The organism is Caldalkalibacillus mannanilyticus JCM 10596, assembly GCF_000615945.1.
In the GTDB taxonomy this organism is placed as follows: Bacteria; Bacillota; Bacilli; order Caldalkalibacillales; family JCM-10596; genus Bacillus_AT; species Bacillus_AT mannanilyticus.
On sequence record NZ_BAMO01000019.1, the window covers coordinates 1 to 23,117 of the forward strand.

General features: G+C 40.0%; 18 protein-coding genes, 4 pseudogenes and 1 riboswitch. Of the genes and pseudogenes, 19 read left to right on the forward strand and 3 right to left on the reverse strand.

Features of this window, described 5'->3' with window-relative positions:
* Positions 1-276 precede the first annotated feature (276 nt).
* The 15 genes and pseudogenes from JCM10596_RS11500 (at position 277) to JCM10596_RS30815 (ending at position 16,098) form a co-directional block, all read left to right on the forward strand.
* Complete coding sequence (locus tag JCM10596_RS11500) at positions 277-1,296, forward strand: LacI family DNA-binding transcriptional regulator (RefSeq protein ID WP_025027258.1); 1,020 nt, start codon at positions 277-279, stop codon at positions 1,294-1,296.
* A 305-nt stretch (positions 1,297-1,601) separates the two neighbouring features.
* A pseudogene (locus tag JCM10596_RS25170) lies at positions 1,602-2,893 on the forward strand (ABC transporter substrate-binding protein).
* Between the two features lie 159 nt (positions 2,894-3,052).
* Positions 3,053-3,892, forward strand: a complete 840-nt coding sequence (locus tag JCM10596_RS11510) for a carbohydrate ABC transporter permease (protein ID WP_304502752.1) — start codon at positions 3,053-3,055, stop codon at positions 3,890-3,892.
* Positions 3,892-4,719, forward strand: coding sequence for a carbohydrate ABC transporter permease (locus JCM10596_RS11515; RefSeq protein WP_025027260.1), 828 nt, complete (start codon positions 3,892-3,894; stop codon positions 4,717-4,719). Before JCM10596_RS11510 ends, JCM10596_RS11515 begins: the two co-directional genes overlap by 1 nt.
* A gap of 81 nt (positions 4,720-4,800) precedes the next feature.
* Positions 4,801-7,038, forward strand: coding sequence for an alpha-galactosidase (locus tag JCM10596_RS11520; RefSeq protein WP_025027261.1), 2,238 nt, complete (start codon positions 4,801-4,803; stop codon positions 7,036-7,038).
* A gap of 60 nt (positions 7,039-7,098) precedes the next feature.
* Entirely contained in the window at positions 7,099-8,271 is a 1,173-nt protein-coding gene (locus tag JCM10596_RS11525; RefSeq protein ID WP_025027262.1) for a galactokinase, read from the forward strand.
* Between the two features lie 16 nt (positions 8,272-8,287).
* Positions 8,288-9,275, forward strand: a pseudogene (gene galE, locus JCM10596_RS25175) (UDP-glucose 4-epimerase GalE).
* A gap of 35 nt (positions 9,276-9,310) precedes the next feature.
* Positions 9,311-10,858 carry a UDP-glucose--hexose-1-phosphate uridylyltransferase gene (gene galT, locus JCM10596_RS11535; RefSeq protein ID WP_034681228.1) on the forward strand — a complete coding sequence of 516 codons (1,548 nt, stop codon included), beginning with the start codon at positions 9,311-9,313 and terminating at the stop codon, positions 10,856-10,858.
* 202 nt (positions 10,859-11,060) lie between these two features.
* Positions 11,061-11,273, forward strand: a complete 213-nt coding sequence (locus JCM10596_RS25180; protein ID WP_369345628.1) for an ArsR/SmtB family transcription factor — start codon at positions 11,061-11,063, stop codon at positions 11,271-11,273.
* 120 nt (positions 11,274-11,393) lie between these two features.
* A pseudogene (locus JCM10596_RS25185) lies at positions 11,394-12,685 on the forward strand (arsenic transporter).
* A gap of 16 nt (positions 12,686-12,701) precedes the next feature.
* A complete protein-coding gene (gene arsC / locus JCM10596_RS11550; protein ID WP_025027264.1) occupies positions 12,702-13,124 on the forward strand; it encodes an arsenate reductase (thioredoxin) in 423 nt (140 codons plus the stop codon).
* Between the two features lie 83 nt (positions 13,125-13,207).
* Positions 13,208-13,477, forward strand: coding sequence for a hypothetical protein (locus JCM10596_RS11555; RefSeq protein WP_025027265.1), 270 nt, complete (start codon positions 13,208-13,210; stop codon positions 13,475-13,477).
* Positions 13,477-14,643 (forward strand): chromate transporter, encoded by a 1,167-nt coding sequence (locus tag JCM10596_RS11560; protein WP_034681230.1) that lies wholly within the window; start codon positions 13,477-13,479, stop codon positions 14,641-14,643. Before JCM10596_RS11555 ends, JCM10596_RS11560 begins: the two co-directional genes overlap by 1 nt.
* Positions 14,644-14,836: 193 nt before the next feature.
* Positions 14,837-15,289, forward strand: a complete 453-nt coding sequence (locus JCM10596_RS30810; protein WP_267879694.1) for an MFS transporter — start codon at positions 14,837-14,839, stop codon at positions 15,287-15,289.
* A gap of 23 nt (positions 15,290-15,312) precedes the next feature.
* Positions 15,313-16,098 (forward strand): MFS transporter, encoded by a 786-nt coding sequence (locus JCM10596_RS30815; protein ID WP_267879697.1) that lies wholly within the window; start codon positions 15,313-15,315, stop codon positions 16,096-16,098.
* On the opposite strand, the gene JCM10596_RS11570 is transcribed toward JCM10596_RS30815, so the two are convergent.
* Positions 16,066-16,344 (reverse strand): hypothetical protein, encoded by a 279-nt coding sequence (locus tag JCM10596_RS11570; RefSeq protein WP_025027267.1) that lies wholly within the window; start codon positions 16,342-16,344, stop codon positions 16,066-16,068. The genes JCM10596_RS30815 and JCM10596_RS11570 overlap by 33 nt on opposite strands.
* Positions 16,345-16,522: 178 nt before the next feature.
* Between JCM10596_RS11570 and JCM10596_RS11575 the strand changes: the two genes are divergently transcribed.
* Both JCM10596_RS11575 and JCM10596_RS11580 read left to right on the forward strand, forming a co-directional pair.
* Positions 16,523-17,467 (forward strand): amidase domain-containing protein, encoded by a 945-nt coding sequence (locus JCM10596_RS11575; protein WP_025027268.1) that lies wholly within the window; start codon positions 16,523-16,525, stop codon positions 17,465-17,467.
* 15 nt (positions 17,468-17,482) lie between these two features.
* Positions 17,483-18,022, forward strand: coding sequence for a DUF3221 domain-containing protein (locus JCM10596_RS11580; protein ID WP_025027269.1), 540 nt, complete (start codon positions 17,483-17,485; stop codon positions 18,020-18,022).
* Positions 18,023-18,527: 505 nt separating this feature from the next.
* Here the strand turns inward: JCM10596_RS11580 and JCM10596_RS29160 are convergent.
* A complete protein-coding gene (locus JCM10596_RS29160; RefSeq protein ID WP_025027270.1) occupies positions 18,528-20,246 on the reverse strand; it encodes a putative bifunctional diguanylate cyclase/phosphodiesterase in 1,719 nt (572 codons plus the stop codon).
* A gap of 62 nt (positions 20,247-20,308) precedes the next feature.
* Positions 20,309-20,395: riboswitch (cyclic di-GMP riboswitch) on the reverse strand.
* A 247-nt stretch (positions 20,396-20,642) separates the two neighbouring features.
* On the opposite strand from JCM10596_RS29160, the gene trmL reads away from it, so the two are divergent.
* Positions 20,643-21,110 carry a tRNA (uridine(34)/cytosine(34)/5-carboxymethylaminomethyluridine(34)-2'-O)-methyltransferase TrmL gene (gene trmL / locus JCM10596_RS11590; protein WP_025027271.1) on the forward strand — a complete coding sequence of 156 codons (468 nt, stop codon included), beginning with the start codon at positions 20,643-20,645 and terminating at the stop codon, positions 21,108-21,110.
* 18 nt (positions 21,111-21,128) lie between these two features.
* Positions 21,129-21,848, forward strand: a complete 720-nt coding sequence (locus JCM10596_RS11595; protein ID WP_025027272.1) for an HAD family hydrolase — start codon at positions 21,129-21,131, stop codon at positions 21,846-21,848.
* A 218-nt stretch (positions 21,849-22,066) separates the two neighbouring features.
* Here the strand turns inward: JCM10596_RS11595 and mtnA are convergent.
* Positions 22,067-23,109: pseudogene (gene mtnA / locus JCM10596_RS25195) on the reverse strand (S-methyl-5-thioribose-1-phosphate isomerase).
* Positions 23,110-23,117 lie beyond the last annotated feature (8 nt).

Below are 23,117 nucleotides of genomic sequence, written 5' to 3' on the forward strand. Positions count from 1 at the left end.
GGATAGGCTCTTTTTTGTATAGGGTCTGTTTTAGAAATTCTGTTTATGTAACTAAACAAAATAAAAAGTTTACTAAAAATATTGATAAAAAAAGTAAAGTTCCCTTGTAATATAGTGATGTTTATCGATAAAAAGAACATGTAGAAACAATTTTGTCACTAAATTTAGAATTGTAAGCGTTATTATTATATGTTATGATGAATTTGTTGATAAAATTTTAGTAAAAAACATATTAAAATTTACTAAAAAGATAGATAAAGATCGTGAGGGTTCGTTATGGCAACAATAAAGGAAATAGCTCAATTAGCCAATGTATCAAGTGGAACAGTATCAAGGGTTCTAAATAATGATAAAACGCTTTCCGTCGCAGAGGAAACGAGAAAACGTATTTTAGATATTGCGGAGGAATTAAACTATTCTATCAATCGGAAACGTCAAGGAAAAAAAGACGAAAAGACTCCATTTATAGGAATTGTATCTTGGCAATCTCCTGAAGAGGAGGTGGATGATCCTTATTTTGCTTCTATTCGAAAAGGAGTAGAAAATGAGTGCTCGGCTCGAGGGATTTTTACTAACAAATTAATTAGATTAAATCATGACAGTATGAACCTGCGTGATAATGAACTGGATGGAGTGATTGTTGTTGGCAGAGTGAGTATTGATGATATCAAGAAACTTCGAAGTCAATTAGATAACGTCGTATTTGTTAATCATTCTCCAGATGAAGAAATGTATGATTCAGTGGTAATTGATTTTGAAAAGGCAACGAAAAAAGCATTATATCATTTGATTCAACAAGGGCATAAGAGAATAGGGTACATTGGAGGACAAGAAAAAGTTTATCAAGAAGGAAAGGGATTGGTTATAGAGGATCAGAGATTGACGACATATGAAAAAGTCTTGAAGGAAGAAGGGTTATTCGATTCTACAGTGCTGTACGTGAGTGATGAATATACTTTGCAGCAAGGATATGAATTGATGAAAGAAGCTATTACAACGGGAAATTTGCCTGATGCCTTCTTTGTTGGAAGTGACACCATGGCGATTGGGGCCATACGGGCATTAAAAGAAGTAGAGATTCGGGTTCCAGAGGATGTTTCTATCGTTAGCTTTAATGATATTGAGATGGCAAGCTTTATGAATCCTCCGTTAACGACCGTAAAGGTATATACAGAAAAAATGGGGGAAACGGCGGTCAAATTATTACTAGATCGACTTGAGGGAAGAACCCTTCCTTTGAAAGTGATATGCCCAACTAAGCTGGTCATGAGAGAAAGTAGTATTCCGAAAAGATAGGAGAGTGTAGGGGCAGGGGCTTCTTCATAGTAGCATGGGAAGACAGATATAGCCGGTAAAGGAGGTGATGAAATCGAGGTCAACCATGGTAGGACAGTTCAGGGAATATCGCAAGAGGTAAGGATCAGTGGAATCCTTAAAAAAGAAAAGAGTGATATATGACACTGCATTTGCCTTGGCGGTGCAAAATGAGTCCAGTGTGCAATATCACCCTAAAAAAGCTAGATATTTATCATAGCATATTTTTTGAGGTTATCCAAAGGAATGATGTGGAAAATTTCTAACAAGTACGAGGGGGAAAACAAATGAAGAAAAATCTATATGTTGTTGTGCTACTTATCTTTTCATTATTATTTATGACGGCTTGTTCAAATGGGGGTACATCTGATAGCTCTTCCACTAACGATTCAGAAGGAAAAGGGGATTCGAAACAACAGGTAACACTCACTCTTTTCACGACAATGGGCGGTGACTTAGAAAAAGAAGTACTCGAAAATATCATTGCTGAATTCGAGGCTCAACATTCACATATTAAAATAGACGCTAACTTTCCAGGAGGAAGCTATGAGGAGTTAATGCGTGTCAAAATGGCGGCAAATGATATGCCTGACCTATTTGATACACATGGCTGGTCTAAGATTCGCTACGGTGAATATGTTGAGGATCTAAAGGATATGGAGTGGGTCAAAAATCTTGATCCTGCATTAGACCTGATCGTAAAGGATGAAGATGGAAAAGTATATACGTATCCATTGAATCAAGCAAAAGATGGCATGACCTATAATGCCAATTTGTTGGAAGAGTATGGAATTGAGCCTCCAACAACATTTGATGAGTTTATCACGGCACTTGAAGTGATTAAAGAAAAGAGCAATGGGGAAGTGGTTCCGCTATGGTTCGGGGCAGGGATAGTGGTGCTTTAGCTCAGTTCTTAGATCAAATGGCGACTCCATTACTTATTACAGATAGCGAAAATGCCTTCGGAGATGAGTTGCTTGCAGGAACTTTTGATTGGTCGAATTATACCTATTTACCAGAAAAGCTAAAAGAAATGTATGAGAAAAAGCTAATCAATCCAGATGTTCTTACGGCAAGAAGCTCTCAAGCGGTTGATTTGATGGCACAAGGAAAAGTAGGTTTTACTTTCGTAGGTGGAGCGATCGGAACAGAAACGTCCAAGGTGAATCCTGATCGCCGAGTGGGAATTGTGCCAGTACCTGCTATCCATGAGGGAGATCGTCCAAGCTGGATTGGTGGCGAACGATTTACATTATCTGTTTCAAAAAATTCCAAGTATAAAGAAGAAGCAAAACAATTTATTGAATTTATGACTCAACCAGAGAACGCTAAGAAAATGGCTGAAGCTACATCACTCCCAGCCGCTTTAACGAATGTCGAAGCAGACAATTATTTTTCAGATTATTTCAAAAAATATAGCGATATTGAAGTTCAACCCTACTTTGACCGTGTGTACTTACCAAGTGGAATGTGGGATGTCATGATCAACACGGCTGCTGAATTATTAGCTGGTGCGCTTACTCCAGAAGGGGTATCGAAGATTATGAATGATGAATACCATCGCTTAAGAGCGCAATAATCGATGCTTATGGGTAGAGCAGGCAAGCGCCTGCTCTACAAAAAAAGAAGCACGTATTAGGAGTTGAGAAGAATGAATGTAGGGCTTCAGAAAGAACAACAGAGCCGTCCCTATAAGAAGAATAAAGTGGTCACCACGTTAAAGGACTCATTGGTATGGATGTATCTGCCTGCCTTGATTATGATCATTCTGTTCATCATCTACCCCTTTCTAAATGGAATCATCCTTTCATTCACAAACTGGAATGGATTTTCTCAGTCTTCAGATTGGGTGGGTTTTGATCAATATAGTCGAATGTTTAGCGATCCTATTACCTGGGTTGTCGTTAAAAACACGCTACTTTACGGTGTTGGAAGTACAATTTTACAAAATGTGATCGGCTTAGGTTATGCACTACTCCTGAACCAAAGTATTAAAATGCGTACTTTAACACGTACAATTATCTATCTCCCAGTTATCATAAGCCCTTTAATCATGGGATATATCTGGTATTTTGTTTTTGCTTACCATGGCGGAGCTCTCAATGATGTGCTAATGTTCCTAGGCTTTGAACGGTCCAATCTATTGGGAAATCCAAACTTAAACCCTTATATTATTGTATTTGTCAATACGTATCAGTTTGTTGGTATTGCGATGATTATTTACTTGGCGGGACTACAAAGCATTTCTAAAGATTATTATGAAGCCTCTAATCTAGATGGTGCCTCCAGTTGGCAACAATTTAAGAACATTACCATTCCATTGCTGATGCCTTCCATTACGATTAACATCGTCTTAAACATCATCGGAGGACTGAAATTATTTGATGTGATTATTGCCCTTACTGGAGGAGGTCCAGGGAACGCATCCCAATCGATGTCGACGTTTATGTTTGATCTCTACTTCAAACGACAAGACGCAGGTTATGCAGCGACCCAAGGGGTATTCATGGCTTTTATCATCTTTATTTTCAGCGTAGCTGCCTTTCTTTACTTTAAACGCAAGGAGGTTGAAGCGTAATGAATCATTCTCTAAGTAAAAAGAACATAGGGCTAACCGTTGTTGCTCTCCTCATTATGATGTTTCATTTTATTCCCTTTTATATTCTGCTGACAACATCTTTGAAAATAAGAAGTGATTTTAGCTCCAAATGGGTTTTTCCAAACTATTTTACCCTTGAAAACTTTGTATTTGCTTGGGAGAAGGCAAACTTAGGAAATGCCTTTACGAACTCCATGATCATCACAGCTTGTTCTGCCCTCCTGCTTATTGTTTTTGGGTCATTGGCAGCGTACCCACTTGCTCGCCGTAAGACAAAACTGAATCAATTTGTCATGGTTCTCTTTGTTGTCATTATGGTTATTCCGCCTTTATTGGCATTAGTTTCTTTATACAAAATGGTTGTGAGTATGGGAATGATGAACACAAGAACCATTGCAGTATTAAACAATGTAGCTGGATTTATCCCCCTTACCATCTTCTTATACGCCGGTTTTATTCGATCCTCCATACCAAAGGAGCTAGAGGAGGCAGCGAAGATTGATGGTTGCAGTACACTGGGGATTTTTTATCGAATTGTGTTTCCATTGTTGAAGCCAGTCACAGCTTCCATTCTGATCATTGCATGTGTCTTTATTTGGAACGATTTTCAGTTTGCTATCTTTTTCCTCCAGAATAAAGAGGTGCATACTTTAACCGTTGCCTTATCAAGCTTTTTCTCACAAAGTCAAAACAATTTACATCTCGTTGCCGCTGCCGCCCTATTGGCGATGCTGCCGATGACCATTTTATTTTTATTCTTACAGAAATACTTTATTGCTGGTTTATCTTCAGGCGCTATTAAGTAATAGGAAGGCTGCATAAACGAACAGAAGCCTTAAGCAAATAACAATATAGAACAATAAAGAGAGAGTAGGAGATGATTGGAGATGCCAATTTATTTCAACAAAACAACAAAAGAGTTTCACCTGCAATCAAAAGGGATCAGCTATATTTTTAAGGTCCTCGAAAATAATCAATTAGGTCATTTATATTACGGTTCAAAAATAAGTCACAGGGAATCATTTTCTCATTTATTCAAGCTTCAGCAACGAGCGGGTCTTGCTTGTGTCTTTGAAGGAGATCAGAAATTTTCGTTAGAGAATATTAAACAAGAGTTTCCGTCATATGGAACTACGGATTATCGAGAGCCAGCTTTTCATATTCTACAGGAAAATGGGAGTCGAACGACTCATTTTGAATATAGCAGTCATGCGATTTATGCAGGAAAACCTGAACTAAAGGGGCTACCAGCGACTTATGTCGAACAGCCAGAGGAAGCCACTACATTGGAAATATCCTTATATGATCAATGGCTGAATGCAGAGATTAAGCTTTATTACACTATTTTTGAAGAGATGAATGTGCTTGCAAGAAGTGCAGAATATATCAACCACGGGACTCAAAAGCTTCAATTAAACCGAGCTTTAAGTGCTAGTGTTGACTTCCCAGATGCAAATTACGAGATGTTACATCTCTCAGGTGCTTGGTCTAGAGAGCGACATATTAAAAAAAGAAAGCTAGAGCCAGGTATTCATAGTATTACAAGTACACGAGGAACGAGCAGCAGCCAGCAGAACCCATTCCTTGCCTTAAAACGACCTGATACCACGGAAACTCAAGGTGAAGTTTATGGTTTTAGCTTGGTTTACAGTGGGAATTTCTTAGCTCAAGTCGAAGTGGATCATTATGATGTTAGCCGTATCTCTATGGGGATTCATCCTTTTGACTTTAGCTGGCTGCTTGAGCCGGGAGAAAGCTTCCAAACGCCAGAAGTGACTTTTGTTTATTCCAATACAGGCTTAAATGGAATGAGTCAGACATTTCATCAGTTATATAAAAAACGTTTGGTCAAGGGAGAATGGCGAGATAAAGTGCGCCCCGTATTAATCAATAACTGGGAAGCTACTTACTTTGATTTTAATGAAGAAAGCATTCTCACTATTGCTAAGTCAGCGAAAGAATTAGGTGTGGAGCTTTTCGTGCTTGATGATGGCTGGTTTGGAAAGCGAGATGATGATACTACTTCACTGGGAGATTGGTTCGTGGATAAAGAAAAACTGCCTAATGGCATAACAGGGCTAGCCAATAAAATCACGGAAATGGGGTTAGCTTTTGGATTATGGTTTGAACCGGAAATGGTGTCCAAGATCAGTAAGCTATATGAAGAGCATCCAGATTGGATTATTCATACAGTAGGTCGACATCAATCTCATGGTAGAAACCAATATGTTTTAGATTTTTCTAGAGCTGAGGTTGTGGATTATATCTTTGAAAGCATGTCTGCTGTTTTACGTGAAGCTCCGATTTCTTATGTGAAATGGGATATGAATCGGTATATGACAGAGATTGGCTCATACACGTTGCCTGCTGAGCGTCAAAGTGAGGTAGCTCATCGTTATATGCTAGGAGTATATGATCTCTATCATCGTTTAACGACTGCCTTTCCGCATGTTTTATTTGAATCATGTGCCAGTGGGGGATGCCGTTTTGATCCGGGAATGCTTCATTACGCTCCACAGACCTGGACAAGTGATGACACAGATGCCATTGAGCGCTTAAAAATTCAATATGGTACTTCAGTTGTTTATCCTCTTAGCTCGATAGGGGCTCATGTATCTGCGGTGCCGAATCATCAGGTAAGACGTACAACGAGCTTAGATACAAGAGGGAATGTAGCCTACTTCGGAGTGTTTGGTTATGAGTTAAATGTAGATGAAATGACGGAGGAGGAAAAGGATACCGTCAAAAAACAGATTGCCTTTTATAAAGATACGCGTGAACTGATTTTACATGGCACTTTCTACCGACTTCGAAGCCCTTTTGATGGAGATGGAAATGTAACGAGCTGGATGGTGGTTTCAGAAGATAAAACGGAAGCACTGGTAGGATATTATCAAGTGTTGGCCAGAGTGAATCCTGGCTTTAGATCCTTACGTTTAGAAGGTTTAAATCAGGAATGTGAATATCATATTGAGGGCATGGAAGGGACGTATTACGGAGATGAACTAATGAATGTAGGGCTGCAATTAAATAACGAATTTTCTGGGGCGAGTCCTCTTTTTCCTGAAGAGCAGTATGGGGATTTCACTTCACAAATCTTTAAATTAAATGCGGTTCAACGTTAGAGAGAATAGATCGTTAGAATCAGAAGAGAAAAAGGTTCGGAAAGAAAAGGGTGAAGGGACATGCAAGAACAATTACGCAGACAATTTGCAGAGCTCTTTGGACAAGGAGAGGAACCACGCCATTTTTTTGCACCTGGACGTGTGAACTTAATTGGTGAGCATACAGATTATAATGGAGGGCATGTCTTTCCTTGTGCCCTCAGCTTAGGTACTTATGCGTTGGTCAGAAAAAGGAAGGATACCAAGATAAAATTATTTTCTACTAATTTTGATACAGAAGGTATGATCGAAACCAGCACCACGAACTTGAGATTCACACCTGAACATCAGTGGGCGAATTATCCACTAGGTGTGGTCAAGATCTTTCAGGATTATAAGCTAGAGATTAAGCAGGGATTTGACGTCTTATTTTGCGGCAATATTCCAAATGGTGCAGGCTTGTCTTCTTCAGCCTCCATCGAGCTTGTTACAGCGGTTTTATTAAACCATTTGTACGATCTCCAACTAGAGATGATGGAGATGGTCAAAATGTGTCAACGTGCTGAAAATGAGTTCATCGGAGTTAGCTGTGGGATTATGGATCAATTTGCTATAGGCTTCGGGAAGAAAGACCATGCGCTCCTCCTCGATTGCGAAACCTTGAGGTATACGTATAGTCCGATTGCTTTAGAGCAAGTGACCCTTGTGATTGCTAATTCTAATAAAAGAAGGGGCTTGGCGGATTCAAAATATAATGAGCGCCGATTTGAGTGTAGAAGTGCTCTAGAACAACTGCAAGCTGTGATCCATATTCATTCGCTCGGAGATGTAAGCCCTCAAGAATTTGAAAAATATAAGCATCTGATCCAGAATGAAACGAATCGTCGACGTGCTGAACATGCTGTATACGAAAACCAGCGTACCATTGAAGCCGTAGAAAAATTACAGGCTGGAGATCTCCATGGCTTTGGTCACCTAATGAATGAGTCTCACCGTTCACTGCGGGATCTATATGAAGTAACGGGGGCAGAGCTTGATGCTCTTGTTCAAGCGGCGTGGGCGCAAGAAGGGGTTCTAGGCTCACGAATGACTGGAGCTGGCTTTGGTGGATGTACAGTTTCCTTGGTGGAGAGTGACAAGGTTGAGAGCTTTATTCAGGATGTAGGAAAGGTGTATCGCCAAGCAAGTGGATTAGAAGCAGCTTTTTATAGAGTAGAAATCGGTGATGGAGCTAGGGAGTTACTACAGGATTAGTAAAGGAGGAGAAATCATGTCTGTATTAGTATGTGGAGGTGCGGGATATATAGGAAGCCATGCGGTGGCAGATCTGCTGGCTCAAGGGGAAGAAGTGATTGTTGTGGATAATCTCCAGACAGGGCACGAAGAGGCGGTAGCAAAAGGAGCTAAGCTCTATATCGGAGATTTACGTCATGCTGAATTTTTGGACGATCTTTTTTCTGCACATAAGATCGAATCCGTCATTCATTTTGCTGCGGACTCTCTTGTGGGAGAAAGTGTGCTTGAGCCTCTAGCCTATTATGAAAACAATGTCTATGGCACATTATGTTTGTTAAAAGCCATGAAAAAACACAAGGTGGATAAAATTGTATTTTCCTCCACGGCAGCTGTCTACGGTGAACCAGAACGTATTCCTATTCTAGAAACGGATCGAACGGAGCCCACCAACCCTATGGTGAAACAAAGCGGGCGATTGAAAATATGTTGAAATGGTCGGAGCAGGCTTATGGAATAAAACATATTATTTTACGTTATTTTAACGTTGCAGGAGCACATATGACAGAGGAGATTGGGGAAGATCACATTCCTGAAACACACTTAATTCCTCTTGTTCTTCAGGTTGCTTTAGGCAATCGTGAGAAGATCATGATCTATGGGAATGATTATGATACTCATGACGGGACATGTATCCGAGATTACATTCATGTCACTGATTTGGTAAGTGCCATCTCCTTGCTTTAGAGAAGCTAAGAAAAGGGGGAGAAAGCACAATCTATAACTTAGGGAATGGTAATGGCTTTTCTGTTCATGAAGTGATCGAAACCGCGAGAAGAGTGACAGGTACAGCTATTCCGGCAGAGATCGCTCCGCGAAGAGCAGGAGATCCGGCTCAGTTAGTGGCTTCTTCACTTAAGGCGGTGCAAGAGCTGGGCTGGCAGCCACGCTATGCTGCCTTAGAACAGATCATTGAAAGTGCTTGGAAATGGCATAAGGCTCATCCCGCTGGATTTACCAAGTAAGAGTGTCAGAGGAATGGAATGGAGAGGTGATGCAAATGACCGTGAAAATAAATAACCTAAACATTAATATTTATGAAGAAATCGAACGTCTTTTACAATTTGGTCTAAAAAAAAGATTAATCGAAACAGAGGATATGGACTATACGAGAAATGCGCTTCTAGCCGTCCTACAATTAGATGAATTTCTCCCAGTAGAGGTTGGAGCTGAAGAGCTAGAATCACCTGTTACCATATTAGAACGAATGCTAGATTGGGCAGCAGAGAATGATCGCTTAGAAGAGAATACGGTAACCTATCGAGACTTACTGGATACCAAGATCATGGGTTGTCTGGTATCCAAACCTTCTGAAATCCTCCGCACATTTCAACAAATATATCAAGAAGAAGGGGCGGATGCTGCAACAAAGTACCTATATGATCTATCTATGTATTCACACTATATAAGGACAGATCGGATTGCTAAAAATGAACACTGGATTGTTTCGACGGAATACGGCGATATGGAAATGACGATTAATTTATCTAAACCGGAAAAAGATCCTAAAGCAATTGCGGCTGCCAAATTTATGAAGCAGAGTTCATATCCAAATTGCTTATTATGTAGAGAAAATGTTGGTTATGCTGGACGCGTTAATCATCCTGCACGTCAGAATTTGCGTACCATTCCTTTACAGCTTGGAAAGGAATGCTGGCACCTTCAATTTTCTCCCTATGTCTATTACCATGAACATGCTATTGTATTTTTAGATGAACATCTTCCTATGCAAATTACGAAAAAAACGTTTGACCGCTTAGTAAGGTTCACGGATCAGTTCCCTCATTACTTCCTGGGCTCCAATGCGGATCTTCCCATTGTAGGGGGATCGATCTTAAGTCATGATCATTTTCAAGGGGGAAAGCATATTTTCCCTATGGCTACGGCAGAGATGGAAGCAGAACATCGTTTTGCAGGATATGAGGAGGTTCGCGCAGGAATTGTTAAATGGCCCATGTCCGTCCTTCGGCTTCAAGCAAAGCGCTTTGAACCGCTTGTCGAATTGGCTAACGATGTCTTAGAGGCTTGGAAAGGATATAGTGATGAGAGTGTAGATATTCTCTCACATAGTGGAGATACTCCCCATAATACGATTACTCCTATTGCTAGAAGAAAAGGGGAACTTTTTGAACTAGATTTAGTGCTGCGAAATAACCGGACAACACCTGAACATCCTATGGGGCTTTTTCATCCTCATGAAGAAGTTCATCATATCAAGAAAGAAAACATTGGGCTTATCGAGGTCATGGGTTTAGCTGTACTACCTGGTAGATTAAAAGAGGAAATACAACGATTAACAGATATGCTGATCAATAATCAGAGAGAAGACGAGCTTAAAGATGACGAACTGGTCAGTAAGCATATGCCTTGGGTAAACAGCTTAAAAGAAAAATACTCAGATCTCTCCTTGAAAAATAAGAGCGATGTGATGGACATCTTAAAGCATGAAATAGGGCTCATCTTTGTCAACATTCTTGAGCATGCAGGAGTGTTTAAAAGAGATCAGAAAGGACAAGAGGCATTCAGACGTTTTTTAAAATCAATCTAAATCCCGCTCATTGAATTTTTGATAGTAAAGTATGTAGAGTGAGGCTGATCTTTCAATGATGTCATTGACATGGGAAGATCAGCTTTTCTTATTCGGCATCTTATATATTGATATAACTATATAGTTATATTATAATTTCCAATAAATGATGTAGAAAGGGGAAAATATTAACTCAATGAAATGAAAGGTAGGAGGATTCAGCATGGAATTTGAGAAGCTTGCCGATCTGTTAAAGGCTTTGAGTGATCCTACTAGGCTTCGGATTATTGCATTATTACAACTTAGAGACTTTTGTGTTTGTGAATTGGTTCCGATCTTTCAGATTTCTCAGCCTGCCGTATCTAAGCATATGAGTCGCCTCAAGTCAGTAGGCTTATCTCAGAAGCTAGAAAGGCAATGGTTTATTATTCGTTAAATCAAGCGAAGCTACAGGAAGTAGGAATCGAATTAAATCAGCTTCCGGACTTATCACATGAAATCAAGAAGTTAGAAGAGAAAGGTTTAATTGTACAATGCGAATAGGAGAGGTCTATTGATGGTTTGGATTGCGTTTATTATTTTTTTGATTACATTATTCTTTGTCATTTGGCAACCGCGCGGATTATCCATAGGATGGTCAGCGACGGGTGGGGCAGTGCTAGCTTTATTATTTGGCGTCGTCAGTTTTTCAGATGTGTGGACAGTGACGGAGATTGTCTGGAATGCTACATTAGCTTTGTAGCCATCATCTTAATCTCCTTGATTTTAGATGAAATTGGCTTTTTTGAGTGGTCAGCCCTCCATATGGCACGCTTAGCTCGTGGAAATGGCAGACTGATGTTTGTCTATGTTGTGCTACTAGGCGCTTTGGTATCTGCTTTTTTTGCCAACGATGGGGCGGCTTTAATCTTGACACCCATTGTTTTAGCTCAGGTTAGAGCACTCAAGTTCAGCGATAAGATGATCTTTCCTTATATCATGGCGAGTGGGTTTATCGCGGATACAACCTCGCTTCCTCTTGTGGTCAGCAACCTTGTAAACATCGTTTCTGCTGATTTTTTTGGGATTGGCTTTGTTGAATATGCGACTCGAATGATTGTACCCAATTTTTTCTCCTTAGGGGCTAGCTTGCTCGTTCTATTCTTGTTTTTCAGAAAGGATATACCTCAGAATTATGATGTAAGCCAATTAAAGCAGCCACACGAAGCATTAAAGAGCATTCGCTTATTTCGTTTGTCTTGGGTGATTTTGGGGATATTACTTATTGGCTATTTGATCAGTGAACCACTTGAGATTCCCGTTTCGATTGTGGCTGGTATCGCTGCTATTATCTTTTTACTTATAGCGAAAATGAGTGGTGTCATTGAAACGGGAAAAGTTGTCAAGGAAGCACCATGGACGGTGGTTGTTTTTTCGATTGGAATGTATGTGGTTGTCTTTGGCTTGAGGAATGTGGGGCTGACCGATCTATTGGGGCAGCTTATTGAAGCGACAGCTCAGCAAGGGCTTCTTGCAGCCACAGTAGGAATGGGCTTTATTGCCGCCATTTTATCCTCGATTATGAATAATATGCCTACAGTTATGATCAATGCGTTAGCAATTGAAGCCACCGCAACAGAGGGTGCCATTCGAGAAGCTTTGATCTATGCCAATGTTATTGGATCTGATTTAGGACCTAAAATCACACCTATCGGATCACTAGCTACTTTGCTTTGGTTACATGTTCTTTCACGAAAAGGAGTGCATATCTCGTGGGGAACTTATTTTAAGGTAGGGATCATTCTAACGGTGCCAACCTTGCTTATTACCTTACTAGGCTTATATATCTGGTTATCAATCTTACAATAAAAAGGAGTCGATTGAGATGGCTAAAAAAACAGTCTATTTTTTATGTACAGGGAACTCTTGCCGAAGTCAAATAGCGGATGGTTTTTTGAAAGCGTTAGGGGAAGACCGCTATGAAGTATTAAGTGCTGGACTTGAAGCGCATGGCTTAAATCCTCGTGCGGTAAGCATTATGAAAGAAGTAGGAGTAGATATTACCTCCCATACCTCGGATGTAATTGATCCCGAAATACTAAATCGAGCAGACTATATTATTACATTATGTGGTCATGCGGATGATCATTGCCCACAAGTCTTTAACAAGAATGCAATCAAATGGCACTGGGGCTTTGATGATCCGGCGAAGGCAACTGGAACGGAAGAGGAAATTATGGAGAGCTTCCGTACGGTTCGGGATTCTATTAAGCAGCGTATTGAAAGATTTTTGGAAACAGGATCTTAAAAAAAGACGATAAGCAACAAGGTTAGAAAAAAACAGGCTTGTTGTATATAATAAGGCTATCAATGTAAAAGGAAGTGTTTAACATGGTCATCACAGATGAAGCGAAAAAATATATTAGTGACGCCTTACAAGAATATGGAGCAAATGGAATTCGACTCTTTCAAGATGGTATGGGGTGCGGTGGACCAAAGCTAGGTTTGTCTACAGAAGATCCTATGGAGGGCGATCTTGTTGAAGAGATTAACGGAATTACAGTAGCGATTGAGGAGAGCGTTCTTGCAGAGGCGAAGAAAATTACACTTGATTTTCAAGAGGAAGGATTAGTGATTATAGGGATGGATAACTGTTGTTAATCAAATCTTTACTTGAAGTACTAATTGTTTCCACACGTTTGGGGCTTACTTCCTTCGGCGGACCTGTTGCACATCTAGGTTATTTTCACGAGGAATATGTCAGGCGTCGACAGTGGATGGATGAAAAAGGGTATGCCGATTTAGTGGCGTTGTGTCAATTTCTCCCTGGTCCTGCTAGTAGTCAGGTAGGGATTGGGATTGGAGTAATTAGAGCAGGGCTGTTAGGTGGAATCATGGCATGGATTGGATTTACGCTTCCTTCTGTGATTGCCCTTGTTCTATTTGCTTTGCTCCTACAAGGTTTTGATATTGGGAATGCTGGCTGGATACAAGGCTTGAAGCTAGTGGCTGTAGCGATCGTCGGGCATGCGATATTGGGAATGGGTCAAAAACTGGCTCCCGATCGAAGCAGAGCAACGATTGCCATTGTGACCACTTTGATCACATTATGGTGGTTTTCCGCTCTGACTCAGGTGTTGCTGATTATTTTGGCAGGTATCATTGGGTATTTTCTATTTGCGAACAGGCAACAGGAAGAACGGGCAGCGCTCCATATTCCCATTTCTAAAATGCTGGCGGTAAGTAGCTTAGTCCTATTTTTCGGTTTGTTATTGCTTTTACCCTTTTTACGAGAAACTACTTCTATAGAGTGGGTTGCTGTATTTGATAGCTTCTATCGTTCAGGCTCTCTTGTTTTTGGAGGGGGGCATGTGGTTCTTCCCTTATTAGAGAGAGAGGTCGTTCCTACAGGCTGGGTAAGTGCAGAAGATTTTCTAGCAGGGTATGGAGCAACACAAGCCGTACCAGGTCCATTATTCACCTTTGCTGCTTATTTAGGTGCTATGATGGGAGGCTGGACAGGAGCTTTACTCGCTACCTTTGCTATCTTTTTACCTGCGTTTCTACTTGTGATAGGTACACTACCCTTCTGGAATCTGCTTCGTCAAAGCCCTAAAGTTCAAGGGGCATTGATGGGAGTAAATGCAGCGGTAGTGGGAATCTTAGTGGCTGCGCTCTATCATCCTTTATGGACACATACGATTAAGTCAGTCTATGATTTCGGTTTAGCCTTAGGACTTTTTGGTCTTTTAGTATTTTGGAAGCTTCCTCCGTGGATGATTGTGATTGTGGGGGTCGTAGGTGGAACCCTCTTAGCCTATGTATAGAAAAAAATCATAGATGAAAGCACTAGTTGAGCTGCCAAGAGATTTGGTGGTTCTTTTTTTGTCTAAATATTCGTCTTTCTAAAGATATCCGACCTAAGACGGAGAAAACACCCTGCTTATGGCTGTTCAGCTTCACTAAGCTCAGCGATTATACTAGGGATAGAATCGAAAGTGAAATCGGAGGTCGTTGATCATGTCAGAATTAACAATAGGTAAAGAGAAAGAAATAGTAGAGGTAGAGGAAGTTACGTTATTTAAACAAAAGCATTTTCTATTCTTATGGATAGCAGGATTATTTTCAAGCTTAAGTGTTTCATTTTTTATGTTCTCACAATCTTGGTATGTTGTTGAAGTTCTTAAACTAGAAGCTTCCTTGGGTCTGATCTTTATTGCGGCATCCGTTCCAAGACTTTTATTTATGGCGCTTGGTGGAGTTATAGCAGATCGAATGAGTCGTTCCTTGATCATGTTTATCTCAGATATGACTCGAGCGCTTTTGATTGTTGGACTTGTGGTCCTGCTTGTTCTCGATATGATTTCATTATGGACATTTGTTGGTTTTGCTCTTGTTTTTGGTGTCTTAGACGCTTTTTTCTGGCCAGCTAGTGGAGCCTTCTGCCTTCTCTTGTTTCTAAGGAACAGTTAACAAGAGCCAATTCTTTGGTTCAGGTGACAAACCAATTTTCGATGATTGTGGGTCCAATGATCGCAGGTTTTATTATTCATTGGCTGGGTTATACGGTGATTTTTTCAGCTACTGCCATTCTTCTTACGATTGCTGGGGTGTTGGTCTATATGATTAAGGCGAAACCAACCAACCAAACAACAGAGGATGCTCAAGAAGGCAGCATGATGAAGTCTCTCATCGAGGGAATCAAGTATGTCAAAAGCCATGAATTTCTTAAGACATTATTATTAGCCTCTATCTTTTTAAATCTATTTGTAGTAGGTCCTTTGGTGATGGGGTTGCCTCTCTTTGTGAAGAATATTTTGAATGGAAGTACTTTAGATTTTAGCTTCCTTGAGGGGGCGCTTGCTTTTGGGATGCTTACAGGGGCTGTGATCGTCGGGGTTATCAATATTCAAAAGAAAAGAGGGCTCTTTGCTATTATAACATTAGGGATCATGTCCTTGTGCTATCTTGCCTTAAGTCAAACCACCATGCTATGGCAAAGTGTCGTTGTTCTCTTTCTTATTGGAACGATGATGAGTGCCTGTAATATTCCTATCATGGCGATTATTCAAAGCATCGTAGAAAAAGAGATGATCGGAAGAGTCATGAGTATTGTTAGTATGTCTTCGATGGGGCTGATTCCTGTTTCTTATGCTCTTACTTCTCTTTTTCTAGCGATCGGTTTTCCCATAAGTACGGTCATGCTTATAGGAGCTGTTCCTTTAATTCTATTTCTGATCTATATCTTTCTACGGGTGCCCATTATTCGAACTTTCGACTAATTCAGAAGGAAGGTTCATGGAGCAGAAGTTGAGATTCTTTTGGCGGTTCAGTTTAGTAAAGCTTTTATAAAATTGATAAGCTTCATCACTTTCGTATTGCTGAATACATAAGTGGATGAGCTGTTGCATCATCTCATCTTCCGATTTTCCTTGGAGTTGACATAGCTCTTTAAATTGCTGATAGGCTCCAATGGACATCTGAGTTCTTAATTCCTTTATAGCACCTTGCTTGATGGCTTGTTTCATCTATCTCTCCCCCAATGTGAACAATATTTTGACTTATTGGATATTTTCTCTGGAGTCGAGGAGTTTTCCTTCGAAGAAATAGCACTTCTTTTGTCAAATCAGCGCTAAATTTGTTTCATGAAGCTAGTGTATTAAACATAAAAGAAAGTATATCGTCTGATTTGAGGGAGGGAGCAGGGTGAAGGAAAATCCTTGGTTTGAGATGTTTCAATTTTATCTAGAAGAAAGAAATAAGCAGTATGTATCGAATGAGCTTAGTGCCGGAATTGCTAGCTTGACTGAACGTATTCAAAGCCTTGAAAGAAAGCGTCTGGAGAGAGTGGAGCAGGATTTTCGAGAGAGAAATATTTTGGTTGTTCATTCCCAAAATAAAGTGCGTATCCTAAAAAGTATTATTGAGATCCCTTATTTTAAAGTGTTTTATCAGGTTGGTATTCAGTGGAAGTTACAGCAGGAAACAGAGATGATTACCCAGGAATGGGTGGAAAATAGGTATTGTTTAATGAAAGAAGAAGAGGGCTGGTGGATTGTAGAGGATGAATTAGTAGAAACAGAAGGAAGCGGATTATTGGATCAGCCTGCACTAGTAGATCCACTGGAAGAAACTCCATTTCAAGCAGATGTAGAGAGAAGTCCGTATCAGCGCTCTAAGGCAGTCAGCTACGCAGAGCGTTGGTGGAATGATTATAATCCTAAATTTAAAAAATTTGAAGTAGATTGCACAAATTATGTTTCCCAATGCTTATGGGCTGGAGGAGCACCAATGAAATTTTCGGCAGATCGAGCAAAAGGCTGGTGGTATCGCTTTGAACAACCTGTGAACTGGAGTTTTAGCTGGGCGGTAGCTCATTCATTGCGCTGGTATTTACCAACGAGCCAATCTGGCTTAAGAGCAAAAGAAGTGTCTTCAGCAGATCAGCTTCAGCTTGGAGACGTGATCTGTTATGATTTTAATGGAGATGGCAGATGGCAGCACAATACGATTGTGGTTAAGAAAGATCGTAGGGGAATGCCCCTTGTCAATGCTCATACAACCAATAGTCGTCACAGATACTGGGAGTATAAGGATTCCTATGCCTGGACAGAGAAGATTAAGTATAAATTTCTGCATATTTTAGATTAAAGAGAGGTTTGAGCATTGAGTAAAAAGATTATATTATTCACTCTTTTAGCAGTTGGGGCAGTCTTTGTATTATTTGTTTTAATACAAACATCTACTTCGTGGTCTATTGAAGGTTATGTTACTGATATTCAGAATGATAAAATACTTGTCGTTAGTGATTCATTCGATAGTAAGGTAAATCAATATGACGCTATTTGGCTTTTCTCAACTTTTAAGACAGTGCATAGTTTAAAGATCGGTGATAAAGTAAAAGCTGCTCATAGCAAATATGTTAATGAATCATATCCAGCTCAATCAACATTAAAAAAAATAGAAAAGATTAACCCGAAAAAAGACAAAGAGACTAATTTAGCGCAGGATGAGGTTTTGAATCTTTCTCTTCAGGCAATGATGAATGAGTATAATGAATTTAAAGCAATAAAGAATGTTTCTTATGGTGATAACATATGGGAAGTGCAACTTGAAAATATGGAAAACCCAGCAGAACACCTACTGTTAACTGTACTCATCGATGACACCACTGAATCAATAATAAGTATAGATGCTAACAAATAATGAAAGCACACTTATGTAGTTTCGGTGAAAGTTGCCTCTAAAGAAGGTGTAGACGCCATCTTCGGAAGGGCTTCGATAGAAGCTTTTCTTAACGTATAAGAATGTATAAGATTTTAGGGATCGAGAGATCCCTTTTTAAGTTTTCTGTTAATAAAACTATGGAGACAAACATTCTGAAAAAATCTTTTTTGACGAAAATAACCATTGGGACAATTTTGTAAAAAAATATGGTGCTAAAATTCGACATATTCCTGACGAAAACTTTAAAACCATTAGGTACTATGGAATTTATTCAAGAAGAATTAAATCTGTTAGAATGTCCTAGAGAGGACAAGCTAGGCAGGAATACCTGTCCGAAATGGAAGTTAAGCGATGAGCGTTGGAATGGAGGATAGGTATTCCCCTGCCGTCAGTTGGAGGGATTAAGCTTCATAAAAACACCAAAATAAAAAGGACTCGGCAAAGCCGAGTTTTTCTTACTGTTGAGGATCTTATCTTTCCCTCATTATTTGATATAACCGATTTCTTTGGAGGAGAGAAAGCGAGTACCTACTTCATTTACCGTGAGTGGTTTACTAAAGTAATAGCCTTGTACTTCATCACATTTTTGAGTTTGTAGAATCTTAAATTGCTGATAATCTTCTACACCTTCTGCTAGAACCTTCATTTTCAAACTGTGACCAAGCTGAATAATTGTTTTGACAATTTCTAAGTCTTTTTCATCGGACAGGATATCTCGAATGAAAGAACGGTCAATTTTGAGAATATCCAAAGGTAGATTTTTTAAATAGTTGAGAGAAGAATATAAGGTTCCAAAATCATCTAATGAGATAGTTATACCTAGTTTTTTCAGCTCAGATAACTGATAGTTGGTATTTTCAATGTTGTTCATCAATGTACTTTCCGTGACTTCTAGAACAAGGGATTGAGCTGGAAACTGCAATTCTTCAATGATACTAGAAATCGATTGTACTAAATCAGAGTGATGCAGCTGAACGCCAGAGATATTAACAGAAAGACGCAGGGAGGTATACCCTTTGGCATGCCAAGTCAGCATTTGTTGACATGCAGTTCGTATAACCCATTCCCCAATAGGGATGATCAATCCGGTTTCCTCTGCTATTGGAATAAATTGTACAGGTGAAACAATCCCCATTGTTGGATGATTCCAACGAATGAGTGCTTCCATGCCGATAATTTCATTTGTCAGGATATCAATTTGGGGCTGATAACAGAGGAAGAACTGGTTTAGTTTTAGAGCTTCCCGTAATCCTTTCTCGATCAGGAGCTGATCAGAAATTTGGTCGTTCATCGAAGCATTGTAGATTGTATATGTACTCTTGCTCTCCTTTTTAGCATGTTTCATGGCAATCTCTGCATTTTTAATTAATAGATCGGCTTTTTCTCCGGCGTCTGGATAAAGGCTAATTCCTATGCTTGAAGAAACAACGAATTCATGCTCGTCTACAAGAATGGGTGTAGCTAGAGCATCTATACATTGTTTGGAAATTGCATGGATTTGTTCTTCATTTGTCCCTTGAATAAGGCAGACAAATTTATCACTATTCCAGCGAGCCAAGGTTGAGGAGGAAGGGATACATTGATTAAATCGCTCTGCAACAATATTGAGTACATCATCCCCTCGGCTGTATCCAACGAGGTTGTTAATCACAGAGAACCGATTAAGGTCAATAAACATAACACCAAGCTTGCGTTGATCTGGCTTGGCAAAGGATATAGCTTGGCTTACTTTTTTAGAAAAGGAAGTACTATTTGGAAGCCCAGTAAGCGAGTCATAATGAATCATAAGGGCTATTTTTTCATCATTCCACTTATAGTCGATGGCGATGGAAGCGATTATAATGAACTGATCAATGATCTCCAGCTCTTGCGGTGTGGGACTGCGCCATTCCTTTGAGTAGAGAGAAAATGTACCTAAAAGTGTTCCTTTAGGAGAAAGGATTGACTGAGACCAACAAAGGAATGGAGTTGTCTTCAGTGAATCGATTTTTGAGTCTTTTGTCAAATTTTGAACTATTCCGCTTCCTGCAAGCTGTCTTGCTTCTTGATGAAGGGCGATGGACCCTGCTCCATCAGGAAAGCATTGTTCAACTGCTTCGTGAATTAAGGTTAGGACCTCTCGAAGGGGTCTATTTTCATAAAGCATGTGTAGAATTTGGTTTCGAGTTTGGATCATAATCTCTGAGTGGACAACTTCATTCATCACTTCACCTCCTTTTTGGGGTATAAAAAAACACATCCGTTTAAGTGGATGTGTTATCCTTAAACGGCAACTGGCTGGCATAGCACTCCTGTGCGTTAGCCCCTGTAGCTTTGCGTCACTACGTTTCCGTAGCTTTGCCTTTATCAAAATGATAGTAAGATTGTCCTAGGTTCTTTGCCTATAGAATAACAGATAATAGCTTTCTTGTGAATCTTTTTTTCGACAAAATTCGAGTTTTTGCCATTTTTCTGAATCTATCTTAGCGGACGAATCACTTTGTTTGGAAGCACTCTTATTTGCTGTCGCTTTCCTGATGCTTTATACTCATATACTAGGAAGTAGTAAGATAAAAGAACACTAGATGATCTCATAGAAAAAAAGGTAGAGGTGACCATATTGGCATTCCATATTGTATTGTATCAACCAGAAATTCCTTATAACACAGGTAATATTGCAAGAACCTGCGCCGCTACGAATACCAAATTACATATCATTCGTCCGATGGGATTTAGTACCGATGATAAGATGTTAAAAAGAGCGGGCTGTGATTATTGGCATTCCGTTGACATTACCTACTACGATTCTCTAGAAGAATGTTTTAGCTTATATCCTGATCATCGTTTTTTCTTCATCGAAACAGAAGGAGAAAAAAGCTACACCGAAGTGAAGTATCAGGAAGGAGATTTCTTTATTTTTGGAAAAGAAACAACAGGAATTCCTAAATCGATTCTTGAACAACATCGTGATACATGGATTCGGATTCCGATGAGTACGGAAAATGTACGATCATTAAATTTATCTAATACCGCTGCGATTTTGGTATATGAAGCCTTACGTCAGACTGGTTTCCAAGGCTTAGATTGATGAGAGAGGAAGAATAAGATGGCAAAAGTACTATTATTTGATTTGGATGGAACGTTATTACCGATGAATACAGAGGAATTTGTGGGGGCGTATGTCAAAGCATTAGCAACCAACTTGGCTCCTCATATCAATCCCGAGTTATTGGTGAAGGCATTATGGTCCGGCACACATGCTATGATTGAAAGCAAGGATGCTGAGAAGACCAATGAAGCGATTTTTGAAGAAGCATTTATCTCTTTAAGTGGAGTGGTAAAAGAGGATTTGTGGCCGTATATTGATGAATTTTATGAGAAGAACTTTCCCGCTCTTGCTTCGTTATGTTCTTCGACTCCTTTGTCCAAACAAATTGTAGAGGAGGCAACCCGGCAAGGGTACAAGGTTGTCATTGCGACCAATCCTGTATTCCCCAAAGCGGCTCTAGAGCATCGTCTGAACTGGGCAGGGCTTACAGAGGTTCCTGTTGATCTAGTTACTTTATATGAGGAATCTACCTATACCAAGCCGCACAAGGAGTATTACCAGATGATTTGTCAGAAGCTTGGCGTTTCCCCTGAGGAGTGTATTATGATCGGGAATGATGTTCAAGAGGATCTATCGGCAAGTCAAATTGGAATGAAAACCTTTTTGGTTGATGAGTATATGATTGATCGAGGGCAGCCGGTGTTTCAGGCAGATGCACGTGGAAGTTTAGAGGAATTATATCAGCAGTTGAAGCAAAAGGAAGGCTTGTTTCAGTAAAAAATCAAAATCCTCTTTGCTGTGAAATGACAACAAAGAGGATACCCTGTAGATACAGCTTTAGTTTCCAGAATGCGGTTTATCGTTGTAACCTGCTGCAAATATAACAGCTAAAAATGCTACCGTTACAAGAATGATAACAGCTAGACCCATACTATGTACCTCCCAACGATTGCTCTTCTTTCCATTATAAATTGAAATATAGTGAATTGCAAAGATTAGGTAAACAAACGAGCAAGCTCAACTTCATAATTCCCTTGAATGATTCCTTTTTCCGTAATGATGGCAGTCACAAGCTGATGCGGAGTGACGTCAAAAGCCGGATTGTAGGTGGCAATTCCTTCAGGAGCTGTTTTGTGCCCAAACCCCTCTGTGATCTCTGTTCCACATCTTTCTTCAATAGGGATTTGTTTTCCTGAAGGAGTGGATAGATCGATAGAGGAGAGAGGAGCAGCCACATAGAAGGGAATATCATGAGCCTTCGCTAAAACGGCTAATCCATAAGTTCCAATTTTGTTGGCTACATCACCATTGGCAGCGACTCGGTCTGTTCCGACAATCACCCCTTGAACCAATCCTTTCTGCATGACCATGGCAGCCATATTGTCGCAGATAAGGGTCACATCAATCCCTGCTTGCTGTAATTCAAAAGCGGTAAGACGAGCCCCTTGCAAAACAGGACGTGTTTCATCGGCATAAATCTTTAGATTCCAGCCTTTCTCTTTGGCGATGTAAAAAGGAGCGTGGCTGTTCCGTATCGTGCTGTGGCAAGCCCACCAGCATTGCAATGAGTAAGTATCCCCATTCCATCTTGGAAAAGCGTAATGGCATGCTCACCTATCTTACGGCATACTTCTTCATCCTCTGTCTGAATCCGACGTGCTTCATCTAATAACAATTGTTTTACTTCAGAGATGGAAAGCTCCTGATGTTCTGCGATTTTTGTTTTGAGTCGTTCTAGTGCCCAAACAAGATTAATCGCTGTAGGTCTAGAGCTTGCCAAATAATCCGCTTTTTCTTGAACTTCTTTGTCAAATTCTGCTCTGGACGCAGCTTGACTGTGGCGAAGACCGAGGTATAGACCGTAAGCTGCCGTCATCCCGATGGCAGGAGCTCCACGGACTTGGAGGTGCTTGATAGCAGCCCAAGAGTCTTCGATAGAATCGATATTGAGATAATGAATTTCGTTCGGGAGCTTTGTCTGATCTAGCAATCGAAGGCAATCTTCTCCCCATTGAACGGATACAATCTGATTTGACATCTTTTCTT